Raw genomic sequence first — 25,018 nt, 5'->3', positions numbered from 1 at the left:
GGGATTCTTTTGAATTTAGCAATTGCAGCTTCAATTATATTTTTACTTACACTTATTTTAGTGATCTGGCAGCCGAAAAACTTAGGAATCGGCTGGTCAGCTTGCGGAGGAGCGATCATCGCTCTAATTGTCGGTGTCGTAGACTTTCAGGATGTTATCGCTGTAACCGACATCGTATGGAATGCCACACTTGCCTTTATTGCTATTATTATTATCTCGCTTATTCTTGATGAAATCGGCTTTTTTGAATGGGCCGCTCTTCATATGGCGAGAATCGCTAAAGGCAACGGAATGAAAATGTTCATTTATGTAACTTTACTGGGTGCAGTGGTCGCTGCATTATTTGCGAACGATGGAGCAGCATTAATATTAACTCCAATCGTTTTAGCTATGGTTAGGAATTTGAATTTTAAAGAAAAAATGATTCTTCCCTTTATCATGGCCAGCGGTTTTATCGCAGATACGACTTCACTTCCGCTGGTGGTCAGTAACCTTGTTAACATCGTTTCAGCTGACTTCTTTGGCATTGGTTTTGCCGAGTACGCGTCACGTATGATTGTTCCTAATTTCTTCTCATTAGGAGCCAGTATCCTTGTCTTATACATTTTCTTTAAGAAGGACATACCAAGTAATTACAACCTGAGCGATCTAAAAGAACCTAAACAGGCTTTGATGGACCATAAGATGTTCAGATTATCCTGGGGAGTTCTCGCAGTTCTGCTTATCGGATATTTTGCGAGCGAGCCGTTAGGAATTCCGGTTTCCATCATTGCAGGAGTCATCGCTATATTCTTCCTTATCATGGCACGCAGAAGTCCAGCCGTTGAGACAGCGGCAGTAATAAAGGGAGCCCCATGGGCAATCGTGTTTTTCTCTATTGGAATGTACGTCGTTGTTTATGGGCTTCGAAATGTCGGACTGACTAACGTACTGGCTGATGTGATTCAATATACAGCAGATCAGGGAATGTTCGCAGCTACTGTTTCCATGGGATTCATAGCTGCCATCCTCTCTTCGGTTATGAACAACATGCCGACTGTCATGATTGATGCTTTAGCGATTGCTGAGACGAATACATCCGGTACGATGAGAGAAGCATTAATTTACGCGAATGTGATCGGTTCTGATTTAGGACCGAAAATTACGCCGATTGGATCTTTAGCCACATTACTATGGCTTCATGTTCTTTCAACGAAAGGCGTTAAAATTTCCTGGGGATACTACTTCAAGATAGGAGTCATCCTCACGGTTCCAACACTGTTTATTACATTAGTCGGTCTCTATCTATGGCTGCTAATTATATAATTTAATTCAAAATATAAAAGGCTCTGGTCAACGTTGACGAAAAGGTAATCTGTGACACCTGCGAAAAAAACGGGCGGTACTACCCCTCAAGCGAGGGACGAGGCCTGTCCATTCGTCCGCTCAGGAAGTGAACAAATTACCAATAAATCGCAAGAAAGTTATCAGTGTCTAAATAAAAAGGAGAAATTTAATATGTCTAACAAACCAGTAGTTTACTTTCTATGCACAGGGAACTCTTGCCGCAGTCAAATGGCTGAAGGTTTCGGTAAGAAATATCTTGGAGACGAGTTCGAAGTCCTTTCAGCAGGAATTGAAGCACACGGCTTAAACCCTAATGCCGTTAAAGCGATGAATGAAGTAGATATTGATATTTCTGATCAAACTTCCGACATTATTGATCCTGATATCTTAAACAATGCTGCTTATGCTATTACGCTTTGCGGAGATGCCAACGATAAATGCCCGATGACACCGCCTCACGTTACGCGCTTCCACTGGGGGTTTGACGACCCAGCGAAAGCAGAGGGTACAGAAGAAGAAAAATGGGCCGTTTTCCAAAGAGTACGTGACCAAATCAGCGAGCGTATTCAGCAGTTTGCAAGAGACAAAGAATAAACGACAACAAAAGCCGGGAGATCCTCTCGGCTTTTATTTAAAAGGAGAGAAAGATATGAAGAAAATAGAAGTCTTTGATCCGGCTATGTGCTGTTCCACTGGCGTCTGCGGACCAAGTGTAGACCCTGAACTGACGAAAGTAGCCAGCAGTCTTGGCATTTTAGAAAAAAAGAACATTGAGGTTGCTCGTTATAACCTTTCAACAGAGCCTCAGAAGTTTGTTGAAAACCCTGTCGTCCGCAAACAGCTCGATGAAAGCGGGGAACAGGCTCTGCCTCTGATTTTAGTTGATGGAGAAGTTGCAAAAACGGGGGCTTATCCCAATGCTGAAGAATTCGCTGCATGGACAGGCCTCGAAAAATCAATTTTCTCACCACAACCGAAGACACAGTTTAACATATTAGACTAAGGAGCCTTCCTAATGTATAACGTGTTTGATCCAATGAAGTTGAATTATCCGCTCTTTCTTTTTTTTACGGGAAAGGGTGGAGTAGGAAAGACATCGACTGCCTGCGCGACAGCGGTTTCACTCGCTGATCAAGGAAAGACGGTATTGCTTATCAGCACCGATCCAGCTTCAAATTTACAGGATATCTTTGAAGAGAAGTTAACAAACGAGCGGCGTTTTTTAAAGAGTGTTCCACGGCTGGCCGTCGCTAATTTAGACCCTGAAGAAGCAGCTGAAGAGCACCGGGAAAAGTCGATTGGTCCGTATCGGGGACAGCTCCCGGATACTGTGATTGCTTCAATGGAAGAGCAGATGTCAGGAGCTTGTACAACTGAAATTGCCGCGTTTGATTCTTTTACAGCTTTTTTAAGTGATCCAAAGCTTCACGACCAATTCGACCACATTATTTTTGATACCGCCCCTACCGGCCACACGCTGCGGCTTTTACAGCTGCCGCAGGCTTGGTCAGGATTTATGGAGGAGAACCCTAACGGAGCCTCCTGCCTGGGTCCTATGTCGGCATTAGCGGGCAAAAAAAACATATATGAAAGAGCGGTAGCCAGCTTGAATGATCCGGAGAAGACAGTTCTGTTTATTGTGAGCCGGCCTGATGAATCGGCACTATATGAAGCTGAACGTTCTTCTAAGGAATTAAAAGAAATTGGAATTTCTAATCAAAAATTAATCATCAATGGTCTGATTTCCACTCCTCCTGTTGAGGGGGACGATGTTTCTAGAAGTTTCAGGGAAAAACAGCAAAGCGCTATGAGTTGTATCTCTGACCATTTAAAGTCACTGCCAACATTTAAACTCCCCTTTGCCCCACTTTCATTAAGTAGAGTAGACTCCTTAAGACAGTGGATAAGCGGCAATGTAACTGATCAAGAATTAGTGCCTGATTGGCATAAGCTCTCAGGTTCAACAATGCAGGATGTTATCGATGACTTTGCCAGCATGGAAAAAGGATTGATTTTTACGATGGGGAAAGGCGGCGTCGGCAAAACATCTGCTGCGGCAAGTATAGCTAAGGGACTCTGGAAGAAAGGCTTTTCTGTCCGGTTAACAACGACAGATCCTGCCGATCACCTCAGCCGCCTGTTTACTGATTTTGACGATGAACGTTTATCTGTCAGTCACATCGACCCTAAATTAGAGACAGAACGCTATAAGGATAAAGTACTGAAGGATTCGGGTAAGGAATTAAGTAAGGATGAAATAAAATATTTGCAGGAGGACTTAGATTCTCCCTGTACGGAGGAAATTGCCGTATTTCGGGCCTTTGCTGACGTTGTCGAACATTCTGAGGAAGAGTTTATCGTAATTGATACGGCGCCAACTGGGCATACTTTATTACTACTAGACGCTGCACAGTCGTATCATAAGGAAATTGAACGCACAACAGGCGAAGTTCCAACTTCCGTTAAAAAACTTCTGCCTACACTTCAGGATGAGAGCTATACAAAGATGTGCATTGTTTCATTGCCGGAGGCTACCCCTGTATATGAAGCTGAACGGCTGGAAACAGACCTGCGAAGAGCAGGGTTACATCCAAGCTGGTGGATTATGAACCAATGCTTATCGGCAGCGGACACCAATGATCATCTGCTGCAGGCGAAAGCCCAGGCAGAAAGTAAGTGGATTGAGCGGGTGACAAGCAGTAAACCACAAGCCGCTGTACTTCCTTGGGAAAAATCCCCTGTAGCAGAATCTATTCTTTAAATAAGGAGGAGATAAAAAATGAAACATCAAGCTATTATACTAGGTACAGGACCAGCTGGTTTAACAGCAGCTGTCTATTTAGCGAGAGCGAATATGCAGCCATTAGTGATTGAAGGACCAGAGCCGGGAGGACAATTAACATTAACAACAGAAGTAGAGAACTTTCCTGGCTTTCCTCATGGAATCATGGGCCCAGAGCTCATGGACAATATGAAAAAACAGGCTGAGCGTTTTGGCGCTGAATTTAAACGCGGCTGGGTAACCGATGTAAATGTAGACAAGAGACCTTTTAAGCTGACAGTAGACGGCATAGGAGAGCTCGAAACACAGACACTTATTATTTCTACAGGTGCGTCTGCCAAGCTGCTCGATATCCCTGGAGAAAAAGAAAACATCGGGAAAGGCGTAAGCACATGTGCGACCTGTGACGGTTTCTTCTTCCGCAATAAAAAAGTAGTTATCATTGGCGGAGGAGACTCAGCCATGGAGGAAGCGAACTTCCTTACAAAGTTTGCCGATGAAGTGCAGATCATTCACCGCCGTACAGAGCTGCGTGCATCTAAGATTATGCAGGATCGCGCGAAAGCCAATGAAAAGATTACGTGGGCTTTAAACAAAACGCCGGTTGAAATGGTTTCTGATGGTATGAAGATTACTGGTGTTAAAGTAAAAGATTCGGACAGCGGTGAAGAAGAGATTATTGAGACAGATGGCATATTCGTCGCTATCGGCCACAACCCAAATACCGAGTTCTTAAAAGGCCAGCTGGATATGGATGAGAAAGGCTACCTGCTGGTTGAACCAGGAACTACGAATACAAATATTCCAGGTGTTTTTGCTTGCGGTGATGTTCAGGATCAAAAATATCGCCAGGCGATTACTGCTGCAGGAACAGGATGTATGGCCGCTATGGACGCTGAACGTTTTCTTGAAGGGGAAGCGACCATTGACTGGAGCCAAAGTTTATCTTAATTCAAAAGAACCACAAATGCCGGGGGACCAGCATTTGTGGTCTTTTTTATATTAGCTCTGTTAAGTAAAGTTTTCAGGTAGGGAGTTTTTTTAAGACCCCTGGATAAAAAAGGAGGAGGCTGGCAAGACCCAGCAGCGAGCAGCTCTCTTTAAAACTAAAAAACAATTAAACAGGAAGTGAGGGTTTTTCAATTTCTAAAGATCAAAACCGAGAATTATAGGAAAATTCATACTAATTTGTATACTTTTACATAAAATTGCTGTAACATGACGAAGTAGAGGGATGGGAAAAATTTACTTAAGAAGGAGCTGAAGAATTTTGAAAAAGTTATTAATGGCTTTTTGCAGCGTAGCTTTCTTAGCAGGTATTTTTCTAGGTTCGGGTCCAGCTCTAGCAAGCCACGGAGATGTAGACAGAAATTGTGATGATTTTGATAACAAACAAGAAGTTATGGAATTCTGGGATTCCCACGGATACGATGAGAACAATGATCCGTCTGATTTAGACCGTGACAATGACAATCTTCCTTGTGAAACAACTCAGGGAGATTGGGATGAATATAACGCAAGTAAAGATTCTTCAGGTGACAGTTCTTCTGATGAGTCAAAAGACAATGAAGAAGCCGCCGGGTCTTCTGATGATGGAGATGGTACTTCAGCTGATGAAGGCGGAGAGCTTCCGAATACAGCCACCAGCAATCCATTGATGATGCTGGTGGGCGCTTTACTTCTAGGCACAGGCGGACTATTATTTATTCGCAAAAATAAATTGAGCTAAATATATAAACCATCCCTGGTAAAGGCAGGCTGCCCGTCGCAGTCTGTCTTTATTTTATCCCATCCGTTCGTCAAATGCCTTTTTATCTTGTAAAATGAAGGACAGATAAAACTTACTAATAGAAAAGGTGTTACATGTGAAGTCTTATATTGTTATAGGAGCCGGAGTCCTTGGCGCTTCTACTGCTTATCACTTAGCCAAAAAAGGAGCAGAAGTGACGGTAGTGGATCGTAAGGATATCGGCCAGGCTACAGACGCAGCGGCTGGAATTATCTGCCCATGGCTTTCCCAGCGTAAAAATAAAGCATGGTATGAGCTGGCCAAAGGAGGCGCGCGCTATTACCCGGAGCTTATCGAAGAATTAGAGGCGGCCGGTGAAACGGAAACTGGCTACAAACGAGTAGGTGCCCTGCGCCTTCATAAAGATGAAGACAAGCTTGAAGAAATGTATCAGAGAGCTTTAGAACGCCGCGAAGCAGCCCCGGAGATGGGGGAAATTAAACGCCTTTCTTCCGAACAGACAAATGAAATGTTTCCCGTATTAGACGAGGAGTATGGATCTGTTTTTATAAGCGGAGCGGCAAGGGTAGATGGGCGAGCGATTCGAGATGCGCTGGTTCGTGCAGCTAAGCACAAAGGAGTCCAATTTATTCAGGCAGACGCTTCTCTAAAAGTAGAGGATCATAAAGTAACTGGTGTCCATACTGAAGGAGGCCCCCTAGAAGCTGATGAAGTGATTGTAACCGCAGGGGCGTGGGCGAAAGATTTAGTCCTTCCTTTAGGTGAGGAATTCCTCGTATATCCGCAAAAAGCTCAAATTGTTCATTTGGAAATGCCGGATACGGATACTAGTGAATGGCCAGTCGTTATGCCGCCGACCAATAAATATTTGTTAACCTTCGATGACGGACGTGTGGTTGTGGGAGCGACCCATGAAACGAAGGAAAAATTCGATATACGTATAACAGCAGGAGGCCTTCACGAAATCTTTCATAAAGTATTAGCTGTGGCGCCAGGACTAGGGAGAGGAACCGTCCTTGAGACACGAATGGGTTTCAGGCCGTTCACCCCTAATTCCCTGCCTGTATTTGGGCGTCTAAGGGGTTATGAGGGGCTGTTTTTAGCCAACGGCCTTGGAGCTTCAGGCTTAACATCAGGACCTTATATCGGAGCGGAACTTGCCCGACTGGCTCTAGGTGAACAAACAGAGCTTGACCCGGATAACTATAAAATCGACCTGGCATTAGCCAAAAAATAAAGACACCCAGAGTCTCTTTATATTAAACACTGAAAGCGAAAGCCGCTTTGCATTTTAAAGAGATCAAACTTTTGAAAAAGACCAAAAAAAAGACACTCGAAAATGAGTGTCTTTTTTTAGTGCTGCAATTGTTTAATAAATTCTTTAGAAACAGCAACAGTGGATTGCGGATTTTGTCCGGTCACCAATTTACCGTCTACTTCAACATGCTCTGACCAGTTTGGAGCCGAATTAAAGACGGCCCCTAGCTCGCGAAGCCGGCTTTCCAATAAGAACGGCATATGCTGATCAAGCGTAGTATCTGCTTCTTCAGCATCTGTAAATGCGTTAATACGCTTGCCTTTTACCAGCGGTTCTCCATTGGATAGATGAGTTTCTGCAAAAGCAGAAGGTCCATGACAGACTGCTCCAATTACTTTATCCGATTCATAGAAATTACGAAGCAGTTCCTGCAGTTTTTCGTTTTGCGGGAAATCGAACATCGTGCCGTGTCCGCCTGGAAGGAATACAGCATCGAAGTCGTCAGCTGAAACGGAAGCAAGCGGCCGTGTATCTTCTAAATAAGGCTTCGTATCAAGTATTTCCTGAGGTTCGTCCTCGCTGACACTGTTAGGGTCAACAGGAGCCTGTCCTCCATCAGGGCTGGCCACTGTTATTTCATATCCGTGCTGCTTAAATTCGTTATAAGCCTCACCGAATTCAGAAAGCCAGATGCCAGTAGGCATATCTTCATTTATTTTTTCGTGATTTGTAACAACCATAAGAACTTTCTTGGCCATTTTTCATACCTCCTAAGCTCTATTTATCCTTCACGAAAAACTCATTCCCTCGACTTTAAAAGGTCAAACCTCGATTTATCTGTTCGTTTGTCCGGAAAGGTATTGAATGGCATCTTTATCAGAACGCACGGGGTGACGATATTCCTGCTGGTACTTTTCGTGTCCTTTACCAGTAATGATAATCCAGTCTCCGTGCTTACTCATCGACAGAGCTTCTTCTATCGCTGACGTTCGGTCAGGGATGACTCTTCCTTTTTCATTCCCATAATTCTTCTGCAGTTTGTACGTGGCATCTACCATATCACTGTAAGAGACTTCATTCAGGTCATCTAAAGTAAGGATATAGGAATCACTGATTTCTGCACTGATTCTAACCATTTCCTTCCTTTTTTCTTCATCTCTGTTTCCCCGGAATCCAAAAATATGGATTAAACGATTTTCCGTAGAGTCTAAAGCGGTCTGAAGACAGTTGAGGATAGCTTCTGCTGTGTGAGCATAATCAATCACAACAGATGCTCCATTGTTTAATTTATATATATTGAATCGTCCTTCCACACCAGGAAAGCTTTCAATCGATTTTATAATAAAAGCAGGCGGAAGAGAGAAACTTCTTCCTGTAATATAACTTAGAGCGGAGTTATACAAGTTATGAAACCCAGCAATTGGGGAGGGAAGTTTGTACCATTCTCCCTGATCATTAATTACAGCATTTGATGGAGGTGAAGGCTTGAGGTCTTTAATCTGATGATCTGCACCTTTGGACTGGCCAAAGGTTCTTACATTTACCCCGCTGGAAGACAATTCTTCCGCTAACCTTTCACCAAATTCATCATCATAGTTAATGAGGGCCGTACCATTTTCCTTCAGTTTGAGGAATAACTTTTTCTTTGCCTCAAAGTAATTTTCTAAAGAGCCGTGATAATCCAAATGTTCTGGGGAGAGATTCGTAAAGAGACAGGCATCGAACTCAATTCCTTCTAATCGAAACTCCGACAGCCCTTGAGAGGAAGCTTCCATAATAACGATATCGTCTGTACTTTTGTTGAGTAATTGGTTAATGACAAGAGAGCTTGGTGTTGTGTTAATCGTCTTATACTTTTCACCATTGATTACGTTTTGTATTGTCCCAATAAGGGAACAAGAATATCCCGTACTTTCAAAGATATGTCTCACCATATAGCTGGTTGTTGTCTTTCCATTTGTTCCGGTGATACCTATTAAAATCTTCTTGCGAGAAGGATAATTATAGAAGACAGCAGATAATTGGCCGAGAGCCTTTCGACTGTTAGCAACTTGTACATAAGGTACAGGGAAATTATCTTTCAGCTGCTTTCCGCCAATGATGACGGCTGCTCCTCTTTCAATTGCATCCTCAATAAAAAGGTGACCATCAGATTGATAACCTTTTATTGCAATAAAGGCACAGCCTTTTTCCACTTGAGTAGAATCATCCGTCAGCCCGCTGATTTCCAGGTTTAGGGAGGCTTGATCTATTTCATTTTCGACTTTTACGTTCTCTAAGAGGTCGTTTAACTTCATGGGAATATATTCACACCTTTATTTAGGTAAGGATTGTGCTAATCTAAATACTATCAAAATAAATAGCCTTCATGTTAATTTTTTTATAAGAAATATCTTTAATTCGAGACTGGTTAAGGTAAAAAGTGCCTTTTTAAAATAATGCGCAAAAGCTCATAATAAAGAGAGAAAGAAAGGCCGCTTTTTTACATAATGGCTCTGTTCACTATTAGTATGGACAGAGCTTGTGCAATAACACTCGTTCAAAAGAAACACGTGGGGGAATCATACGATGAATATGAATTTTAATCAATTAAAATCTTTTGGTATAGTAAAGTGTTTCGGTCCCAGTTCACAAACTGTGACTGGTTTAATGTTTCATTCTAAAAATATTCAAGAAGGGTCCATCTTTTTCTGCATAAATGGCGAGAATTCTGATGGTCATCTTTACGCAGAAGAAGCAATTAAAAGAGGGGCCAGTACCATCATAGGCGAACAAGAGAGAGAATTAGAGAAGTGGAGCAAAAGATATCCAGCGTGCTCTTTTTTGCTGGTCCAAAATGTTAGAAGGACGATGGCTTATTTGGCAAAGCATTTTTATAATTGTGCGGATGAGAAGCTGAAGACTATAGGAGTAACAGGGACAAATGGTAAGACGACTGTGTCTTCATATGTACGCTGTCTCCTTAACCTGCTTAAGATGCCGACAGGACTTATAGGGACGACAGGGATATGGACGTCTAAAGAAAAGGTAAGTTACAAAAAAAGCACGCCGACCACTCCAGAAGCGATCGATCTGCATCATATTTTTCATATGCTCGAAAGACAGGGAGACCAAGCTGTTTCAATGGAAGTGTCCTCGATTGCCCTTGATCAGCTGAGAGCAGAAGGCATTTATTACGATGTGGCCATCCATACAAATTTTTCAGAAGAACATTTAGAATATCATAGGACAATGGATCATTATAAAAACTGTAAACTTAAGTTATTTAAACAGGCGAAATGTGCCGTCGTTAATATCGATGATGAAGGCATGGCCGAGGACATTTTAGACATATTTGACGGTCCTCTTATAACTTATAGCCTCAAAGAATCGAGTGATGCTGATTTAAAGGCTTCAGGGGTTACGGTATCGGAAAAAGGGACAAGCTTTACGTTAGATTTTCTAGGCGAACGCTATCAGGTTTTCGTACCTGTGTTTGGCAATTACAACATTGCCAATGTCCTCTCCGCTGTAGGCACAGCGATTTTGCTTGGCCATCCGGTTAAACATATCATAGACGTGCTTCCGGAACTTCAAAGCCCGGAAGGTAGGTTCCAAGTAATCGAAGCGCCTAACAATGCAAAAATCATTTTAGACTACGCCCACACGCCGGTAGCTTTGAACCGTTTAGTAGAAGAAGTCAAGAAACTTAACTATAACCGGCTGATCGTCATGATTGCAGGGATTGGAATCAGAGATTTTAACAAGATGCCAAAAATGGCGGCAACGATTGATGGACAGGCTGATGAGGTGATCGTTACTGTTGATCATCCGGGTTACCATGACCCTCAGGTGATCATTGATCAGGTAATGAAGGGCTTTAAGGATCCTAAGGCTCCTAACATCCATTCTGCGCTTACACGGAAAGATGGCGTGTTAAAAGCATTGCTGCTAGCTGAAGAAAGAGACATTATTCTTTTGACAAGCGGCTGCATTAACAATGCTCAAATTGTTAAAGGAAAAGAAATTCCTCATTCAGATGAAGAGATTATTCACGGTCACTATTTACAATCATCATAAAAATTCGGTATTCTATTCCCTCTCCAGTAGGATGAAGCCCTGGTGGAGAGGGGCTGTTTGCGTGTATCTTCTCTTTTCTCCTGCCCATTACATTCAACTTTTTTATTTCATAACCTCATCCATTCCACCATAGTTGGATAGCATGAGAGGGAAACCCCCCTCTGTTTATTATGAAGAGAAAACCCGCTGTACGAGTTCACGGTAAGACATGAAGAATTCAGGGGTTTCCTGCGGCGGCATCCCGTCGAGCATATATTTATCAACCGACTGGTAATACCATTTTTGCATGTCATACCCTGCTTTAAAGAATCGCCATACTTCCTCCCCCAGCCTCTGCCTGTCGTTTTCTATAGAAGAAAGATTATCAAGCTTATCCGCAACAATTAAAAACTTCACCTCTTTATCTGACTGCTTGACGGTTTCAATCGTAAGGGATTTTCTCTCCAGCCAGGATTTCGTTTTATCTTCCGTATGGGAAGCGACAAGCCTGCGTACTTTGGCGCCGAACTCTCTTTCAATATCATCGATTTCATATGAAGTGTCTTCGACGACATCGTGCAAATAGCCGGCGCAAATAAGTTCCTTTGATGCCCCGGCTTCCTCTAAAGTCCGGGCTACACGTATGGGGTGTACAATGTAATCTTCATTGGAACTTTTACGCTTCTGTCCTCTGTGAGCGTGATCAGCAAATGATTGGGCTTTTTTTAAAATAGCGGCCATCTCCTTTCATTGGGCAGAATAGTTGTATCAGCGTTTTGTTGATTATAATATGGAACATAGAGTACGTATGAGCGAAAAGGGGAGTATAGGAAATGAAGACAATTGAAGTAACGGATTTACCTCCAGTAAACGACCAGTCCACCTTATTAGTCGTAGGAAAGTTTGATGGGCTCCATTTAGGACACCAGCAGCTTTTGAATGCGGCAAGATCTGCCCGCCAAGAAGGCGAGGAGATTTCGGTCTTAGGGTTTTCAGATCATCCACTTTGGGTGTTAAAAGGTGACTCCGACTACGAGAAGGCTTTATCTTCATTCCAGGATCGCCGTCAATTACTGGAGCAGGCCGGAGTGGATCGTTACTATCATGTTCATTTTACAAAGGAATATGCTCAATTAACCCCTGAACAATTCGTTCATGAACATTTAGGCCAGCTTCAGATCAGCCGTATTATTGTAGGCGAAGGCTTTAAATTTGGCAGAGGCCGAAATGCCGATACGGATGGTTTATCTAAGCTTTGCGAAAGGAACGGAATCGAGGTCACTGTTATACCTCACGTCACTTTTAACGGGGAAAAGGTGAGCAGCACGAAGATTCGCTCCCTCGTTACAAATGGAAATATGGAAGCTGCACAAGGTCTGCTCGGCCGCCCGTTTGAAATGACGGGGATTGTTGAAAAGGGTGAGCAGCTAGGCCGTGAACTTGGCTTTCCTACTTTAAACTTAGGGGATATTGAAGAATATGTCCAGCCATTTCCAGGCGTTTATTTAGGCGTAGTAGAGGTTCACCATGACTCAGCCAATGCCCACTATTATTCATTAATCAGTGCCGGGTACCGTCCCACTGTGAACGGAAAGACATATAAAGTGGAGGCCTACCTGCTTGATTTCTCAGGCGATCTGTATGGCAAAACGGTAACGGTAAAATATTTACGCTTTTTACGAGGAGAAGAGAACTTTAACGGGCTGGACGAGCTCGTCGATCATATGAAGCAAGACGAAAAGAATGCCAGGCGGATACTAGGGCTGGCCAACACAAGGTAAAGGAGCAGTGACATCATGGGGTAGTCGTAGTAGAAATTTGTGACAGCAACCTAATCAATGAACTGGATGTGGAATCAATCATTGAATCTGAATATCCAGACGTAGCCGTTTTGATGAATGAATGCCTATCCTTCTGCGGCCTTTGTGCCTTAAAACCGTATGCAATGGTCAATGGCACAAGGGTTTTTGGAAAAACCCCTGAAGAGGCTCTCGATAAAATCCGCCAAAAAATAGAAGAAGAACTTGCTTTCTATGCAGAATAGAAGTAGGCCGCAAAAACGGTCTATTTTTTTTGCTCAAGACTATGAAAGATGCGAATTAATTCTTTAATATCGCTGCTCGATAACTTTTCGAATCTTTCCTGCATATATTGGGCTCTCTTTTCATTAAGATGAGAGTATACTTCTTTTCCCTGAGTGGTTAACTCAAATACGACAACCCGGCGGTCCTGCCGGCTTCGGGTTCTTGTAATCAGTTCTTTTTCTACCAGCCGGTTCATAATCGAAGTTGCGTGGCTGTTGGAAACGTTAAGCCCTGAGGCTAATTTAGATACGTTCTGTTCAATGTTCTCTTTAATGGCACCAAGAAAGGCGAGTTCACTGCTTGTAAACCCTTCACCTAACCGCGCGTTTAAGTCTCGCCTGTATCCTCTGATAAAAGTTCGAAAAATACCTTCTAGGTCAGTTATCAAAGCTAATTTGTCTTTATCGATCATAAAAAGGCCCCCTTCTAAGTCCTTCATTTTTACTATCGTAAACGTCGTTTCATAAATAGGCAAATCCCCATTTTCAAAAAAACAAATATAGCGTCGAACGAATGTCATTGTGTTTTCGTTCGACTTTATGTATTATAATTTTAAATCTTTAGCGTAAAATGGCGATTGTGTTGGAGGTAACCTGATGAATAAAACGTTAATCATGCAGTCAGATTTTGGGCTCAGCGATGGAGCCGTTAATGCCATGTATGGAGTAGCTCATTCTGTCGATCACGATCTTAAGATCTATGATTTGACGCATGACATTCCTCCTTTTGACATATGGGAGGCTTCTTACAGGCTTTGGCAAACGATTTCTTACTGGGCAGAAGGTACGGTTTTTGTTTCCGTTGTTGATCCAGGGGTAGGCTCTACGAGGAGAAGCATAGTCGTAAAGACAGGGGCCGGCCATTATGTCGTGACACCTGACAACGGATCACTCACTCACATTAATCGAACGGAGGGGATTGCAGAAGCAAGGGAGATTGATGAAACAGTGAACAGGCTGCCAAGATCCGGAGAGTCTTACACCTTTCACGGACGCGATATTTACGCCTTCACAGGAGCGCGTCTTGCGTCAGGTGTGATTACGTTCGAGGAAGTCGGGCCAAAACTGGATGTGAACAGCGTGGTCAGCCTTGCTGTGAAAGAACCACAGCTGAAACAGGATGAAACAGAAGGGATGATTGATGTTCTCGATGTGCGATTTGGTAACCTTTGGACAAACATCAGCCGGGATTTATTTAAACAAATCGATATTCCATATGGCGGGCAGGTTGAAGTGGAAATTCAGCATGGCGGCCGGTCCATTTATCAGAACATCATGACATTTGGGCGTTCTTTTGCCGATACTTATAAAGGGGAGCCGCTCGTTTACATTAATTCATTAGACAATATGGCGATTGCCATTAATCAAGGGTCCTTCGCCAAAGCTTACGGCATTCGGACAGGATCAAATTGGATTGTCATTTTTCGAAAAATAACAGATAAATAAAAGAAGAATAGGGATAGGTAGAGGTGAACTACATGCATCTTCGGCGGGCAGGTGTGCTGCTGCTTTTATTGATTGCCGGATGCTCAAGTCAGATTTCCGGCATGTCGTTGGATTCGACCGATTTTCAAGAGAAAGAAGTTGTAGATAAACAGGGGAAGCTGAAAAACATCCAGTATTTAGATGACTTTGTTAAAAGTGTGGAACAGGGAGAAGAAGCTGAAGTCCGAGTGACCAAGTACACCGTAGAAGGGGATCAGGTTTTTACACGCTTAAGCTATGAAGAAGACGTTATTAATTATGAGCATGATACCACTAAAGACGAATTCGGAACAAAGAAAGTAACCGAGAAAACATGTGAATCGATTTCCCGTGAAGAGAGGACAATCGAAACGGTATATGCCCTCGCCTGTGGTTCAACAGAAATTGATGTGCTGACCATTTCATACGACGCTGGCGAGCAGGACAGGTTTGACATTCAATTTGTTTATGATAAAGAGAACAGAGTCAAACTGGACACGATAGAACGGTCGTTATCTTTGCAAGCTGAGTCTGCCAGCATGAAGGAAAATAATTTTCACTTAACGAAGGAAGAACGTAACAGTCTTTATAAATTATTAATTATGGGTAATTTTTCAGGCGATAAAGATGTAACCAATGAATGCCGCGATCAGCCCGAATACTCTTTAAGAGTACTGATTAACGGAAATGAAAAACAGTATCAATGGTCATCCTGCGACAGCGGGGAAGACGTTGAAGAGATGACGGAAATGGCCGAAAGGATGGCCGCCGTTATAAAAGAAACTAAACAATATAAGCAGTTCTTTCAATAGACTCTCGCAAAAATAAGCGCGGGTTTTTTTATTGGCTTTTTTAATAGGTTTGATCATAGTGAGCAAAATAAGAGGAGTTAGGAAATGTCTATGCTAAACTACCACTGTAACCTTTTAAAAGAAAGGAAGAGATCTATAAAATGAGAACGTTTAAATTACATGACAAAGTAGAAATGCCCCAGCTTGGTTTTGGTGTATGGCAAGTCGAGGAAAAAGACGCTGTACCAGCCGTAACTAAAGCTATCGAAACGGGATACCGTTCCATTGATACGGCAGCCATTTATAAAAACGAACGCCAGGTAGGAGAAGCCATCGCAAAAAGCAGCGTGCCGCGTGAAGAGCTCTTCATTACAACAAAAGTGTGGAATGCAGATCAAGGCTACGAGGCTACGATTAAAGCGATGGACGAAAGCCTTGAAAAACTGGGATTAGATTATGTCGACCTTTATTTAATCCATTGGCCTACACCTGAATTCGATGACTATGTAGAAACTTATAAAGCTCTCGAGCAGCTGCAGAAGGACGGGAAAACACGAGCCATCGGAGTATGTAACTTTGAAATTGAACATCTTCAGCGCCTGATGGATGAATGTGACGTCACGCCTGCTATCAACCAGGTTGAATGCCACCCATATTTGGCTCAAAATGAACTTAAACAATTCTGCCGCGAAAATGGAATCCTGCTGGAAGCCTGGAGCCCGCTTATGCAGGGGGGAGAAGTTCTGAAAAATAATGCCGTTCAAGCGATTGCTGAGAAGCACGGCAAAACAACAGCGCAGGTTGTCATTCGCTGGCATATACAGAATGATACGGTGGTTATTCCTAAATCTATTACACCATCCCGAATTGAAGAGAACTTCGATGTCTTTGATTTCGAACTGCCAGAAGAAGATATGGCCCAGCTGAACCAGCTGGACAAAGGCGAGCGCAAAGGCCCGCACCCAAACGAAATGAATGTAAGATAATTAAGACGGAGAACGCTTTATGCGTTCTCTTTTTTTTATGATCCTGTTCTTGTTTGCCTGGATCACATTTAGGAGATGAACCACCTGCCGATTCTGCAATTTTATGAAGGTAATAGCATTCTTCTCTCGCCATATGATCAGCCATCAAGGATGAAAAATTACTTAACACTTCTGCAGAAATCTCCATTTCCTCTCCACTTCTTCATTCAAAGCTTGAAATGAATCGTGATTAGTTTTCAAATCCCCCCCAACGTTTTAAAATAAAATTCATTAAAATGTCGAGAATCGCCAAAAAGGGAGGAAGAACCGCTGAAAGAGCTTAGAATATCGCTAATAGAGATCTTCTAAAGCACTGCCAGTTATAAAACTTATGACAAAATAAATATTCCAGCCTTTATAGATTATGATCGTTTATAATAGAGTGAAACCGAAAAGGAGGTATAATAATGATAGTTAAGCCCCGCACTTATCCTCTTAAGTTAAGAAAGATCCAATCACTCCTCCGAAGACTCCCCAAGAGTCATTCCAAATATCCCTTTATTCAAAGTACTTATTCACGAAACTTAGCAGGTTACGAAGGTGAAAAGTCTATTGATTATTATTTGGACCTTTTGCCAGAGGAAGATTATCTTATTCTTAAAGACCTGCGAATCAAAGGTGAAAAACACTATTTTCAAATGGATACAATTTTGCTGACTTGCAAATATATTTTAATTCTCGAAGTTAAGAATTTTGCGGGAAGCCTTAATCTGAATCGCAATACTCACCAGATGATTCGAACTTACAATGGAGTGGAAGAAGCTTTTCCTGATCCAATTTTGCAGGTGGAAAGTCATGTGCAACAGCTCGACCGTTGGATTAATTACATACTAATATAAAGGTTCCAGTGGAAGGAATAGTACTTCTCACAAATAATAAGACATTTTTAAAGATCACTGGAGAGCATAATGAAAATAAAATAATTATGAGCGAGGGCTTAATCAATCGTATAAAAAATTTAGAGGAGAGAACCGCTATATGTGATAAAAGTGAAATTTCTAAGTTGGCTTATCTATTAAAGGATGAGCATGAAGAAAAGGAAATTGATATACTAGCTGCGCTGGGAATCAATAAGCATGAAATCTTAAAAGGAGTTCAGTGTCCCTCTTGTAATGGAGAAATGAGAAGGCATCGAAAGAGCTGGGAATGCAAGGATTGTAAGTGCAGGAACCAAGAGGCTCATAAAAAAGCTTTAGAAGACTATGCTTTATTATTTTCACCATATATAGAAAATCATGCAGCACGTGAATTTCTTTTGGTCGAATCTATCGATGTTGTTAAAAGAATCCTTATTAATTTGAACTCATGTAAAACCGGCGGTAAAAAATTCAGGTCCTACCAAATCCCTCTTTCTCCTCTCAAATAGGCTCCAACACTTTTAATCCTCTCATCTAAGGGAAACATAGCATTAGAATGTTTTTACGAAAAGGAGTTAATTAAATGATTGTCCGCTTCGGTTATGTGGCCAACGCTTTAAATTTATATGACGGATCCCCTTCAAAAACGATGACTTTTGCACGTTATCAAAAGCTTCCCAAACAGGAAAGGGCAGACCAGCTCGAACGTATCACCCGCACGAACCTGGAAAATACGATCAGGGCGCTGCATTATAATATCGGCCATGAGATTCCGCTCTATCGGTTCTCTTCGTCGATCGTTCCTTTAGCGACTCATGATGAAGTTGATTTTAATTATATCAATCCCTTTTCCAATGAGTACGAGACGATTAGACAGCTTGTAAAAAAGCATGGGCTGCGAGTCAGCTTTCACCCGAATCAATTCACTCTTTTCACGAGTGATCGAGCTCATGTGACGGAAAACGCTGTGAAGGATATGGAGTATCATTATCGGCTGCTTGAAGCGATGGGATTGCACAAGCAGAGTTATATTAATATTCATATCGGCGGTGCTTATGGTGATAAAACAAAGACTCTGGCTCGTTTTCATGAAAATTTAAAGCAGCTCCCGCCAATGATCAAAAGGCAGATGACATTAGAAAACGATGATAAAACTTATACGACAACGGAGACGCTGCAGGTGTGCGAGAAGGAAAATATTCCGATGATGTTTGATTATCACCATTATTTTGCCAACCATACAGAAAATGAATTTTTATCGGAACTCATGCCGAGGATTTTTAATACGTGGAAAGATTGTGACCATCCGCCGAAACTTCATATATCCTCGCCTAAATCGGAAAAAGAGCTGAGAAGCCATGCGGATTATGTTGAGATCGATTTTATAAAAGGTTTCTTAAAAAAGCTGAAGAAATTTGGGCAGGACGTGGATGTAATGATTGAAGCAAAACAAAAAGATCGTGCGCTGCTAAAATTGGTAGAGGAGATTGCAGCGATTAGAGGAGTGAAGCGTTTGAGTGGAGGAAGTGTAGAAATATAAACAGCCGTCGTGAATAGCCACGCCGGCTGTTGTCATCTTATTTAACAATAAATTCAAAGTTGCCCTCAAATTTCACATCTTTGCCCAGCAGGAGGCCGCCGGTTTCCATAGCAGCATTATACGTCATTCCATAAGCTTCGCGATTTACTTTTCCATTGACCTCAAAGCCGGCAACTGTGCTTCCGTCTAATGGGCTTTGGGAAGTTCCATTGTACTCTACTGTAAAAGTTTCTTCGTTCGTTTTGCCCTTTATCGTAAAGTCTCCTGTAACTTCATACTCATCGTCGGAAACTTTTTTAATAGATTTGCTTTTAAAAACCATGTTCGGATATTTATCGGCTTCAAAGAAATCCCCGGAGCGGAGATGTCCGTCACGGTCTTTGTTTCCAGTGTTAATCGCAGTAACCGGGATTGTTACTTTCACGCTGGCTGTTTCTAAATTTGTAAAGTCGCCATTAACCTCGACTTCAAAGTCTTCAAATTCACCCTTCGCTTTTGAAACCATCATATGCTTAATTTGAAAATCCAAAGTACTGTGTACTTTGTCTAGAACTAATGTTGACATTGAAATCTCTCCTCTTTGTTAGTTATAAAATAAAAACTGGTTACTTTATGTAAGTAATATAACCCACATTTATTTCGAAGTCAAGATATTAACCTAAAAAAACCGCTTATTAAAAAAGCGGGTGTCTGTAAATTAGTGAAGTATCCGCCGTGCTTCCCAGAATCGCTGGACCCCCGTAAATAATTCAACGGCAAAAAAGACCAAAGTGGTCCAGAACAAAATATTAGGGAAGAGCATCATAACACTAAAAAGCAGGAAGCCTTCCGTCCGTTCAGCTAAACCTGCTTGATAATAAAAGGATTTCATGCCTGCTTTCTCAGATACGGTCCCGACCACTAAAAAAATAGTCATCGAAATTACAATGGCCCCAGTTAATAATAGGAGCGGCCACATCACTTCCGGATAGACAATGGCGATGGCAAAAATAATTGATAATTCTACGACACGGTCAAAAGTGATATCCATAACGGTTCCAAATGGGGAGGTTTTCGTGCGGCGCGCCATGGTACCGTCGACAGCGTCGAGAAAGCCGGAGAACCACAATAAAAAAACGGCCAAAAGGGGCTGGCCCAATAGATAAGCGATGCTGGAAGAAACCCCGACAAAGAGGGCGGTGATAGTTATCTGATCAGGAGTTTTTCCTTTTTTTAAAAGCCAGCTGGCTGTTGTGTCGATTGAGGGTTGTACGAATTTGCGAGCATGGGTATCGAGCATATTTTACTTACCTACCTTCATGAAAAAGTATATCACGAATGGAGGGGGAAACATTAATCCCGCAGCTCCAGGAAGGAGTGCTGCGGGATCTTTTTTAGGCGCTGTCTTCTTCAACGAACAGCTCTACATCTCTCTTGTCTGTTTTCTTCTTCACCACTCGATTGACATAATCGTCTGTCAAAGCTGCAATTTCCTTGTGAAGGAAGAGCAGTGGAATAATATTTGAAAGCAGTACAAAAGCAAGAAGCAGATCGAGGAACTGCCATACAAACTGAAGTCCGCCTAATGCGCCGACAAAGACAGCAGCAATATAAACCATCCTCATTCCTACGGCAGCTTTTAAATTAAATAGGTATTCTGCCTGTTTTTCACCGTAAAAGATCAGTACTCCTATTGTTGTAATTACAAAGAAAATGAGGAATACCGTTACAAATATACTTCCAAATGTGTCGCCGAGCTCTGTAGCAAAAGCGACGTTGATCATGTTAGACGCCTCTGAAGGACCTATATCTCTCCAGGCTCCAGTTACAAGTACAACCAGGCCGGAAGCTGTACAGATGACAATGGTGTCAACAAAAACGCTGAATATCCCCCATAAAGCCTGGCGGGAAGGGTGGTCTGTTTTCGCAGCAGAGTGAGCAATAGGGGCTGTACCCAATCCAGCTTCATTGGAATAAAGGCCTCGGGCAATTCCCCAGCGCAAGGCTTGGGCAATACCGGCCCCTGCAAAACCTCCAGCTGCTGAAATTGGTGTGAAAGCATGTACAAAAATCATCTCGAATACGGCAGGAAGCTGGTCAAAGTTAACGCCGATTACATATAGGCATACGCCTAAATAAGTAAGTACCATAAACGGAACGAACTTATCGGTTACTTTACCAATTCTTTTAATTCCGCCAAACACTACTAAAGCAATCACCACACACATTACAATTCCGGTGATTTCAACTGGCCAGTCGAAAGCGCCGGCTGTCTGGGTGGCAATGGAGTTTGACTGTACCATCGTACTTGGAATTAATTCAATCATGAGGAAAAAAGCAAAAGCAGTGGAAACCCATTTCCAGCCGAGGGCTTTCTTTATGTAATATTGAGGCCCGCCGACCCATTCATTTTTATCATTCGTTTCTCTGTATTTTAAGCTTAGTAATATCTCGGAGTATTTTGTAGCCATCCCGATTAAGGCTACGACCCACATCCAAAATAAGGCGCCTGGGCCTCCTAAGGAAATGGCTACGGGAACACCTACAATGTTTGTGGCACCTGCTGTAGAGGCTAGAGCCGAGGTGAAAGCCTGAAAAGGAGTAATCGTTCCTGTCTGCTTGTCCTTTTTGAAGATCTGCCCGACCGTCTGCTTAAGGACATGGCCGAAGAAACGAAATTGAAAAAACTTAAGCCGGATGGTGAGAAAGATCCCGCCTGCAACCAGTATAAAAGCTAGTGGATAAGTCCATAAAAAATTTGATACATCTGCGATAATCTGCTGAAAAACTTCCAAGAAATTAGTCTCCTCTCTATCTGTCGATTATCCAATCTATTCCCTGTTCTGCATAAAATAAACAATTTAAAACTAAAGTAAACGAGAGTACTCAGGAAAAAGGATATAATTAACAAGTGAGGAGGTTATAAGTATTGATTATCCAACATGACCAATTCGATCAGCATAATATGAGTAAACTTGTAAAAGAGCCATTGTCCCGCGTTCAATTGCCGGATGTCGGCCCAAAGTAAAGCTGGTATCAGGAATTTAGCGCCGTTCAGCTTTTTTACTGTCGCTTCCATAGATCTATTACTCTGTGTATTTCATCAGGCAGGGAAGAGAGGGAAAAAAGATACCTACTTTAACATTAAGGAAACGAAAGAATTTTGATTAAAGTGGTGACAGAGGAACAGACTGACCAGATGCACGAAAGCAGCAATCCACACGAAAGAAATGCAGATGAACTTAAAAAGGCAGAAGATTACAGTTATATCCGCGAGTTTTATAGTCTTCCTAAATAAAAACATCCGGCAAAAAAGCCGGATATTTACAGACTGTCGAGAAAGTCTCAACAGTTTTTTCTAATGGAGTTTCCTGTTTAAGCTAGCGTGGTTAGCGGGATTCCATTGGCCAAAAAAAGGGGACTAATGGGTCGGGAACCACCTCGCTTTTAAGCGGGGAAGACGGCAAGCCTCCTCGGGCTTGGCGCCCTGTGGGGTCTTGCCAGCCTTGCGTGTCCCGCAGGAGTCTCGTTGCTTCCCTTCCCATAACGAGGAAAAAGGTAAATGGAATCCTGCCCTTGCGAGAAGAGGAATCAGCTGACCTTTCACCTGGGCCCTGCATCCTTAAGAGCTTAGACCCCGGGAAGAGAGCAAGGAAAGAAACACGTGATCGGGAGAGGGCGATGGGAAACGGTGAGACTCCTGTGGAAGGAACGTACAAGGTGAGATCCCGCAAGGCGAAAGCCTGAGGAAGCTCACCGTACGCCCACGGAAAGCGATACGTTTCCCGGAGCCCTTTGCTGTATCCGATCCTTTAAAAGAAAAGTCGGTTGTCTGCAACATGAGGTTTATTTACAAGCTGAAAGTATCCAGCAAAAAAGCCGGATGTTTATTTTATACTTCTGGCGTTGGAGTAGGTTTTGAGTAACCTTGCTCGTACTGTTTATCGATGTCTTCTCTAATCTCTTTTACGGACTTTCCATCCTGGTAATCAACGATTGATTGAGCGGCAATCTCAAGACATACGCCGCATTTTGTGCCGTGGTCATCCCAGACGAGCGAACCGTCTTCGCCGTTTTTATGCACGAAGCAGTCGTAGTTATCTCTATGGCCGACAGAATCTCCACAGCCGCAGTAGCAAGGGATTTGTTCTAGTAACTCTTTATGTTGAGAGACAGCCATATAGATATTTTGCATTTCTTCAGGTTTTTCTTCTAGAAAAGCAGGCATCACATCGGAGCCTGACGTTTCCTCGCGAATATCTCCACCAGCTGTCTCTTGGGCATGCCCTTCATGCTCTTCGGATGCCCCTCCTGAGGAATCCTCACTATTCTGGGAGCAGCCAATTAATAACGTCGATAAAAGTAAGCCAAATATGATAATTAAATTAGTTTTCATATATTCGCCTCCTAAGCTCTCTTTTCTATATTAGTAGGAAATGAAAGGAAGCTCAAGAGAGTTTAGCACTGTTCAAGGAATATACAAAATTACTTTCCAAAAGAGGACAGGAATTTTACACGATCTCCCATCGGAGGGACGCGGTCATCAACGAGCGCGATTTCGAGAATTGCGGGACCTGCCTGGTTTAATAATTTATAGACGGCGCTCTCATTTAAATCTTCCATGCTCTTAACACGAAAGCTAGGTATTCCCATCGTTTCTGCCAAAGAAGAGATAGCCACCGGCTCCTGGGAGAATCTTTGGTGGGCCCGCTTATACTGCAGGGCATGGCCATGGTGAACCATACCTAGCCGGGCATTGTTCATCACTACAAATAAAACAGGAATATCATATTCCTTTGCGGTCAGCAGCTCCATACCGTGCATGAAAAAGCAGCCGTCCCCGGTAATACACACAGTCGGGCAGTCTTCGTGTGCAAGTTTAGAACCAATGGCGCTTCCGATGCCGCTTCCCATCGCTCCGAAATGGACGTTAATATCAAAGCTGTCCGGGGCTGCTACATTCATATGGTGAATAACATATGCCATAAACTCTCCTATATCAATGGTGTAGCGTGTTTTCAGTGGGAGAAGCCGCTGCAGTTTTAACAGCACATTTCTCGTACTGTACTCTTCTGTAATCTCTTCTAATGAACGCTCAAATTCAGGAAGATCAGCACGCTGATAGCCGAGGTTTTTAACACCTTCAATAATGGAGGAGAGGATAATATCCATATCTCCCGATAAAGCCACGTCAGTTTCATAGCGGCGGTTAAAGACGGATTGGTCAAAATCGATTTGGATTAAAGTTCGGTTCTTCGTTATGTTCTGATTATAGTTATTGGTGGCCGTTTCTCCTAAACTAGATCCAGCTACAAGAACGGTATTAAAATCTCCTTCATTTATTAGCGAAGAAGCCGACTCGTGACCGGCAAAACCAAATATGCCTCGATACAGCGGGTGGTTATCTGGAATCAGACCTTTTGCCTGTGGAGAAGAAATAATCGGCCAATTAAGAAGCTCTGCCAATTCAATTAATTGATCTGCACATCCACGAATTCCCTGTCCCGCAAAAATAAAGCCTTTAGGGCTGTCGGTTAATTTCATGACAGCTTCGTAGAGCGGCCCATCTTCAGGGAGGAGAGGGGCTCGTTTTGGAAATGGCGGGATGATTTGGTCCTCCGCTTCACTTAATTGAACGTCAATCGGCATGGCAATATGTACAGGTCCTGGCACTCCTGAAATTGCGGTCTCAACAGCTTTATGAATTTCTTTAAGGAGATCCTCCGCCCGGTCGACTCTTTTGCTGTATTTCGTTACTGATTCAAAGATCGGATGAGCATCTAATTCCTGCGAGGCATTGTGTCCCATCGTATTTACAGGAACGGCTCCCGTTAAAAACAGTACAGGAAGATGCTCACGCATTGCATTAGCCGCTCCTGTTACGAGGTTTGTGCCTCCAGGACCGCTGCTTCCGATACAAACTGCGAGTTTTTTTGAGTATTTTGCGTAAGCGGCAGCCATGTAAGAAGCTGCTCCTTCGTGCTTAGTAACAATTGGAGTGATTTCCGGACTGTCGTATAACTCATCAAAAAAAGCATTTACAGAACCTGCAGGGATGCCGAAAATATACGAAATATCCCCGCTTTTTAAATATTCAACTACTGCCTTAACAGATTTCATAATTT

The 25,018-nt window shown here is 42.7% G+C and carries 26 protein-coding genes and 1 pseudogene; 17 read left to right on the top strand and 10 right to left on the bottom strand.

What is annotated here, in order from left to right; translation table 11 throughout:
* Positions 1 to 9 precede the first annotated feature (9 nt).
* The 7 genes from HUS26_RS14945 to HUS26_RS14915 all read left to right on the top strand — a co-directional run bounded on the left by HUS26_RS14945 (position 10) and on the right by HUS26_RS14915 (position 7,095).
* Positions 10 to 1,305 (top strand): arsenic transporter, encoded by a 1,296-nt coding sequence (locus HUS26_RS14945; RefSeq protein ID WP_173917891.1) that lies wholly within the window; start codon positions 10 to 12, stop codon positions 1,303 to 1,305.
* Between the two features lie 192 nt (positions 1,306 to 1,497).
* A complete protein-coding gene (gene arsC / locus HUS26_RS14940) occupies positions 1,498 to 1,920 on the top strand; it encodes an arsenate reductase (thioredoxin) (protein WP_173917890.1) in 423 nt (140 codons plus the stop codon).
* Between the two features lie 55 nt (positions 1,921 to 1,975).
* Entirely contained in the window at positions 1,976 to 2,329 is a 354-nt protein-coding gene (gene arsD / locus HUS26_RS14935; protein ID WP_173917889.1) for an arsenite efflux transporter metallochaperone ArsD, read from the top strand.
* Between the two features lie 12 nt (positions 2,330 to 2,341).
* A complete protein-coding gene (gene arsA / locus HUS26_RS14930) occupies positions 2,342 to 4,087 on the top strand; it encodes an arsenical pump-driving ATPase (protein ID WP_173917888.1) in 1,746 nt (581 codons plus the stop codon).
* An 18-nt stretch (positions 4,088 to 4,105) separates the two neighbouring features.
* Entirely contained in the window at positions 4,106 to 5,059 is a 954-nt protein-coding gene (gene trxB, locus HUS26_RS14925) for a thioredoxin-disulfide reductase (RefSeq protein WP_173917887.1), read from the top strand.
* A gap of 319 nt (positions 5,060 to 5,378) precedes the next feature.
* Positions 5,379 to 5,837: an LPXTG cell wall anchor domain-containing protein gene (locus HUS26_RS14920; protein ID WP_254434216.1), complete on the top strand. Its 459-nt coding sequence runs from the start codon at positions 5,379 to 5,381 to the stop codon at positions 5,835 to 5,837.
* A 136-nt stretch (positions 5,838 to 5,973) separates the two neighbouring features.
* On the top strand, positions 5,974 to 7,095 hold the full coding sequence (locus tag HUS26_RS14915) for an FAD-binding oxidoreductase (RefSeq protein ID WP_173917886.1): 1,122 nt from the start codon (positions 5,974 to 5,976) through the stop codon (positions 7,093 to 7,095).
* 116 nt (positions 7,096 to 7,211) lie between these two features.
* On the opposite strand, the gene HUS26_RS14910 is transcribed toward HUS26_RS14915, so the two are convergent.
* Together HUS26_RS14910 and HUS26_RS14905 are read right to left on the bottom strand one after the other, a co-directional pair.
* Positions 7,212 to 7,874, bottom strand: coding sequence for a type 1 glutamine amidotransferase domain-containing protein (locus tag HUS26_RS14910; RefSeq protein WP_173917885.1), 663 nt, complete (start codon positions 7,872 to 7,874; stop codon positions 7,212 to 7,214).
* 75 nt (positions 7,875 to 7,949) lie between these two features.
* Positions 7,950 to 9,413, bottom strand: a complete 1,464-nt coding sequence (locus tag HUS26_RS14905; protein ID WP_173917884.1) for a UDP-N-acetylmuramoyl-L-alanyl-D-glutamate--2,6-diaminopimelate ligase — start codon at positions 9,411 to 9,413, stop codon at positions 7,950 to 7,952.
* Positions 9,414 to 9,684: 271 nt separating this feature from the next.
* Between HUS26_RS14905 and HUS26_RS14900 the strand changes: the two genes are divergently transcribed.
* Positions 9,685 to 11,175 (top strand): UDP-N-acetylmuramoyl-L-alanyl-D-glutamate--2,6-diaminopimelate ligase, encoded by a 1,491-nt coding sequence (locus tag HUS26_RS14900; RefSeq protein WP_173917883.1) that lies wholly within the window; start codon positions 9,685 to 9,687, stop codon positions 11,173 to 11,175.
* Positions 11,176 to 11,343: 168 nt separating this feature from the next.
* Here the strand turns inward: HUS26_RS14900 and HUS26_RS14895 are convergent, their stop codons facing one another.
* Positions 11,344 to 11,895 (bottom strand): HD domain-containing protein, encoded by a 552-nt coding sequence (locus HUS26_RS14895; protein WP_371809599.1) that lies wholly within the window; start codon positions 11,893 to 11,895, stop codon positions 11,344 to 11,346.
* A gap of 92 nt (positions 11,896 to 11,987) precedes the next feature.
* Between HUS26_RS14895 and HUS26_RS14890 the strand changes: the two genes are divergently transcribed.
* Both HUS26_RS14890 and HUS26_RS14885 read left to right on the top strand, forming a co-directional pair.
* Entirely contained in the window at positions 11,988 to 12,935 is a 948-nt protein-coding gene (locus tag HUS26_RS14890; protein ID WP_173917882.1) for a bifunctional riboflavin kinase/FAD synthetase, read from the top strand.
* 35 nt (positions 12,936 to 12,970) lie between these two features.
* Positions 12,971 to 13,198 carry a YuzB family protein gene (locus tag HUS26_RS14885; protein WP_173918870.1) on the top strand — a complete coding sequence of 76 codons (228 nt, stop codon included), beginning with the start codon at positions 12,971 to 12,973 and terminating at the stop codon, positions 13,196 to 13,198.
* A gap of 20 nt (positions 13,199 to 13,218) precedes the next feature.
* Here HUS26_RS14885 and HUS26_RS14880 read toward each other — a convergent pair whose 3' ends face one another.
* On the bottom strand, positions 13,219 to 13,650 hold the full coding sequence (locus HUS26_RS14880; protein WP_173917881.1) for a MarR family winged helix-turn-helix transcriptional regulator: 432 nt from the start codon (positions 13,648 to 13,650) through the stop codon (positions 13,219 to 13,221).
* A gap of 184 nt (positions 13,651 to 13,834) precedes the next feature.
* Between HUS26_RS14880 and HUS26_RS14875 the strand changes: the two genes are divergently transcribed.
* The 3 genes from HUS26_RS14875 (at position 13,835) to HUS26_RS14865 (ending at position 16,478) form a co-directional block, all read left to right on the top strand.
* Positions 13,835 to 14,683, top strand: a complete 849-nt coding sequence (locus tag HUS26_RS14875; RefSeq protein ID WP_173917880.1) for an S-adenosyl-l-methionine hydroxide adenosyltransferase family protein — start codon at positions 13,835 to 13,837, stop codon at positions 14,681 to 14,683.
* 32 nt (positions 14,684 to 14,715) lie between these two features.
* Positions 14,716 to 15,513, top strand: coding sequence for a DUF4362 domain-containing protein (locus tag HUS26_RS14870; protein WP_173917879.1), 798 nt, complete (start codon positions 14,716 to 14,718; stop codon positions 15,511 to 15,513).
* A gap of 140 nt (positions 15,514 to 15,653) precedes the next feature.
* Positions 15,654 to 16,478, top strand: coding sequence for an aldo/keto reductase (locus tag HUS26_RS14865; RefSeq protein WP_173917878.1), 825 nt, complete (start codon positions 15,654 to 15,656; stop codon positions 16,476 to 16,478).
* A 52-nt stretch (positions 16,479 to 16,530) separates the two neighbouring features.
* Here the strand turns inward: HUS26_RS14865 and HUS26_RS20065 are convergent.
* Positions 16,531 to 16,671, bottom strand: a pseudogene (locus HUS26_RS20065) (DUF2935 domain-containing protein); the annotation flags it as partial.
* A 253-nt stretch (positions 16,672 to 16,924) separates the two neighbouring features.
* On the opposite strand from HUS26_RS20065, the gene HUS26_RS14860 reads away from it, so the two are divergent.
* The 3 genes from HUS26_RS14860 to uvsE all read left to right on the top strand — a co-directional run bounded on the left by HUS26_RS14860 (position 16,925) and on the right by uvsE (position 18,914).
* Entirely contained in the window at positions 16,925 to 17,356 is a 432-nt protein-coding gene (locus HUS26_RS14860; RefSeq protein ID WP_173917877.1) for a nuclease-related domain-containing protein, read from the top strand.
* A gap of 8 nt (positions 17,357 to 17,364) precedes the next feature.
* Positions 17,365 to 17,883: a hypothetical protein gene (locus HUS26_RS14855; RefSeq protein ID WP_173917876.1), complete on the top strand. Its 519-nt coding sequence runs from the start codon at positions 17,365 to 17,367 to the stop codon at positions 17,881 to 17,883.
* 74 nt (positions 17,884 to 17,957) lie between these two features.
* Positions 17,958 to 18,914: a UV DNA damage repair endonuclease UvsE gene (gene uvsE / locus HUS26_RS14850; protein ID WP_173917875.1), complete on the top strand. Its 957-nt coding sequence runs from the start codon at positions 17,958 to 17,960 to the stop codon at positions 18,912 to 18,914.
* A gap of 37 nt (positions 18,915 to 18,951) precedes the next feature.
* Here uvsE and HUS26_RS14845 read toward each other — a convergent pair whose 3' ends face one another.
* From HUS26_RS14845 to HUS26_RS14835, 3 genes are all read right to left on the bottom strand, one after another.
* The gene (locus HUS26_RS14845) at positions 18,952 to 19,479 is read right to left on the bottom strand and encodes a YceI family protein (protein ID WP_173917874.1); all 528 of its coding nucleotides are present in this window, start codon (positions 19,477 to 19,479) and stop codon (positions 18,952 to 18,954) included.
* Between the two features lie 132 nt (positions 19,480 to 19,611).
* Positions 19,612 to 20,193 (bottom strand): CDP-alcohol phosphatidyltransferase family protein, encoded by a 582-nt coding sequence (locus HUS26_RS14840; protein ID WP_173917873.1) that lies wholly within the window; start codon positions 20,191 to 20,193, stop codon positions 19,612 to 19,614.
* Positions 20,194 to 20,287: 94 nt separating this feature from the next.
* Entirely contained in the window at positions 20,288 to 21,688 is a 1,401-nt protein-coding gene (locus HUS26_RS14835) for a sodium:alanine symporter family protein (protein WP_173917872.1), read from the bottom strand.
* A gap of 368 nt (positions 21,689 to 22,056) precedes the next feature.
* On the opposite strand from HUS26_RS14835, the gene HUS26_RS20150 reads away from it, so the two are divergent.
* A complete protein-coding gene (locus HUS26_RS20150; protein WP_256371069.1) occupies positions 22,057 to 22,191 on the top strand; it encodes a hypothetical protein in 135 nt (44 codons plus the stop codon).
* 594 nt (positions 22,192 to 22,785) lie between these two features.
* Here HUS26_RS20150 and HUS26_RS14830 read toward each other — a convergent pair.
* Together HUS26_RS14830 and HUS26_RS14825 are read right to left on the bottom strand one after the other, a co-directional pair.
* Complete coding sequence (locus HUS26_RS14830) at positions 22,786 to 23,289, bottom strand: PCYCGC motif-containing (lipo)protein (protein WP_173917871.1); 504 nt, start codon at positions 23,287 to 23,289, stop codon at positions 22,786 to 22,788.
* Between the two features lie 89 nt (positions 23,290 to 23,378).
* Complete coding sequence (locus tag HUS26_RS14825; RefSeq protein WP_173917870.1) at positions 23,379 to 25,013, bottom strand: thiamine pyrophosphate-binding protein; 1,635 nt, start codon at positions 25,011 to 25,013, stop codon at positions 23,379 to 23,381.
* Between the last annotated feature and the right edge of the window lie 5 nt (positions 25,014 to 25,018).

The sequence above is a fragment of the Halobacillus sp. Marseille-Q1614 genome (assembly GCF_902809865.1).
Taxonomy (GTDB): Bacteria; Bacillota; Bacilli; order Bacillales; family Halobacillaceae; genus Halobacillus_A.
This window is presented reverse-complemented; position numbering and strand designations above follow the sequence as displayed.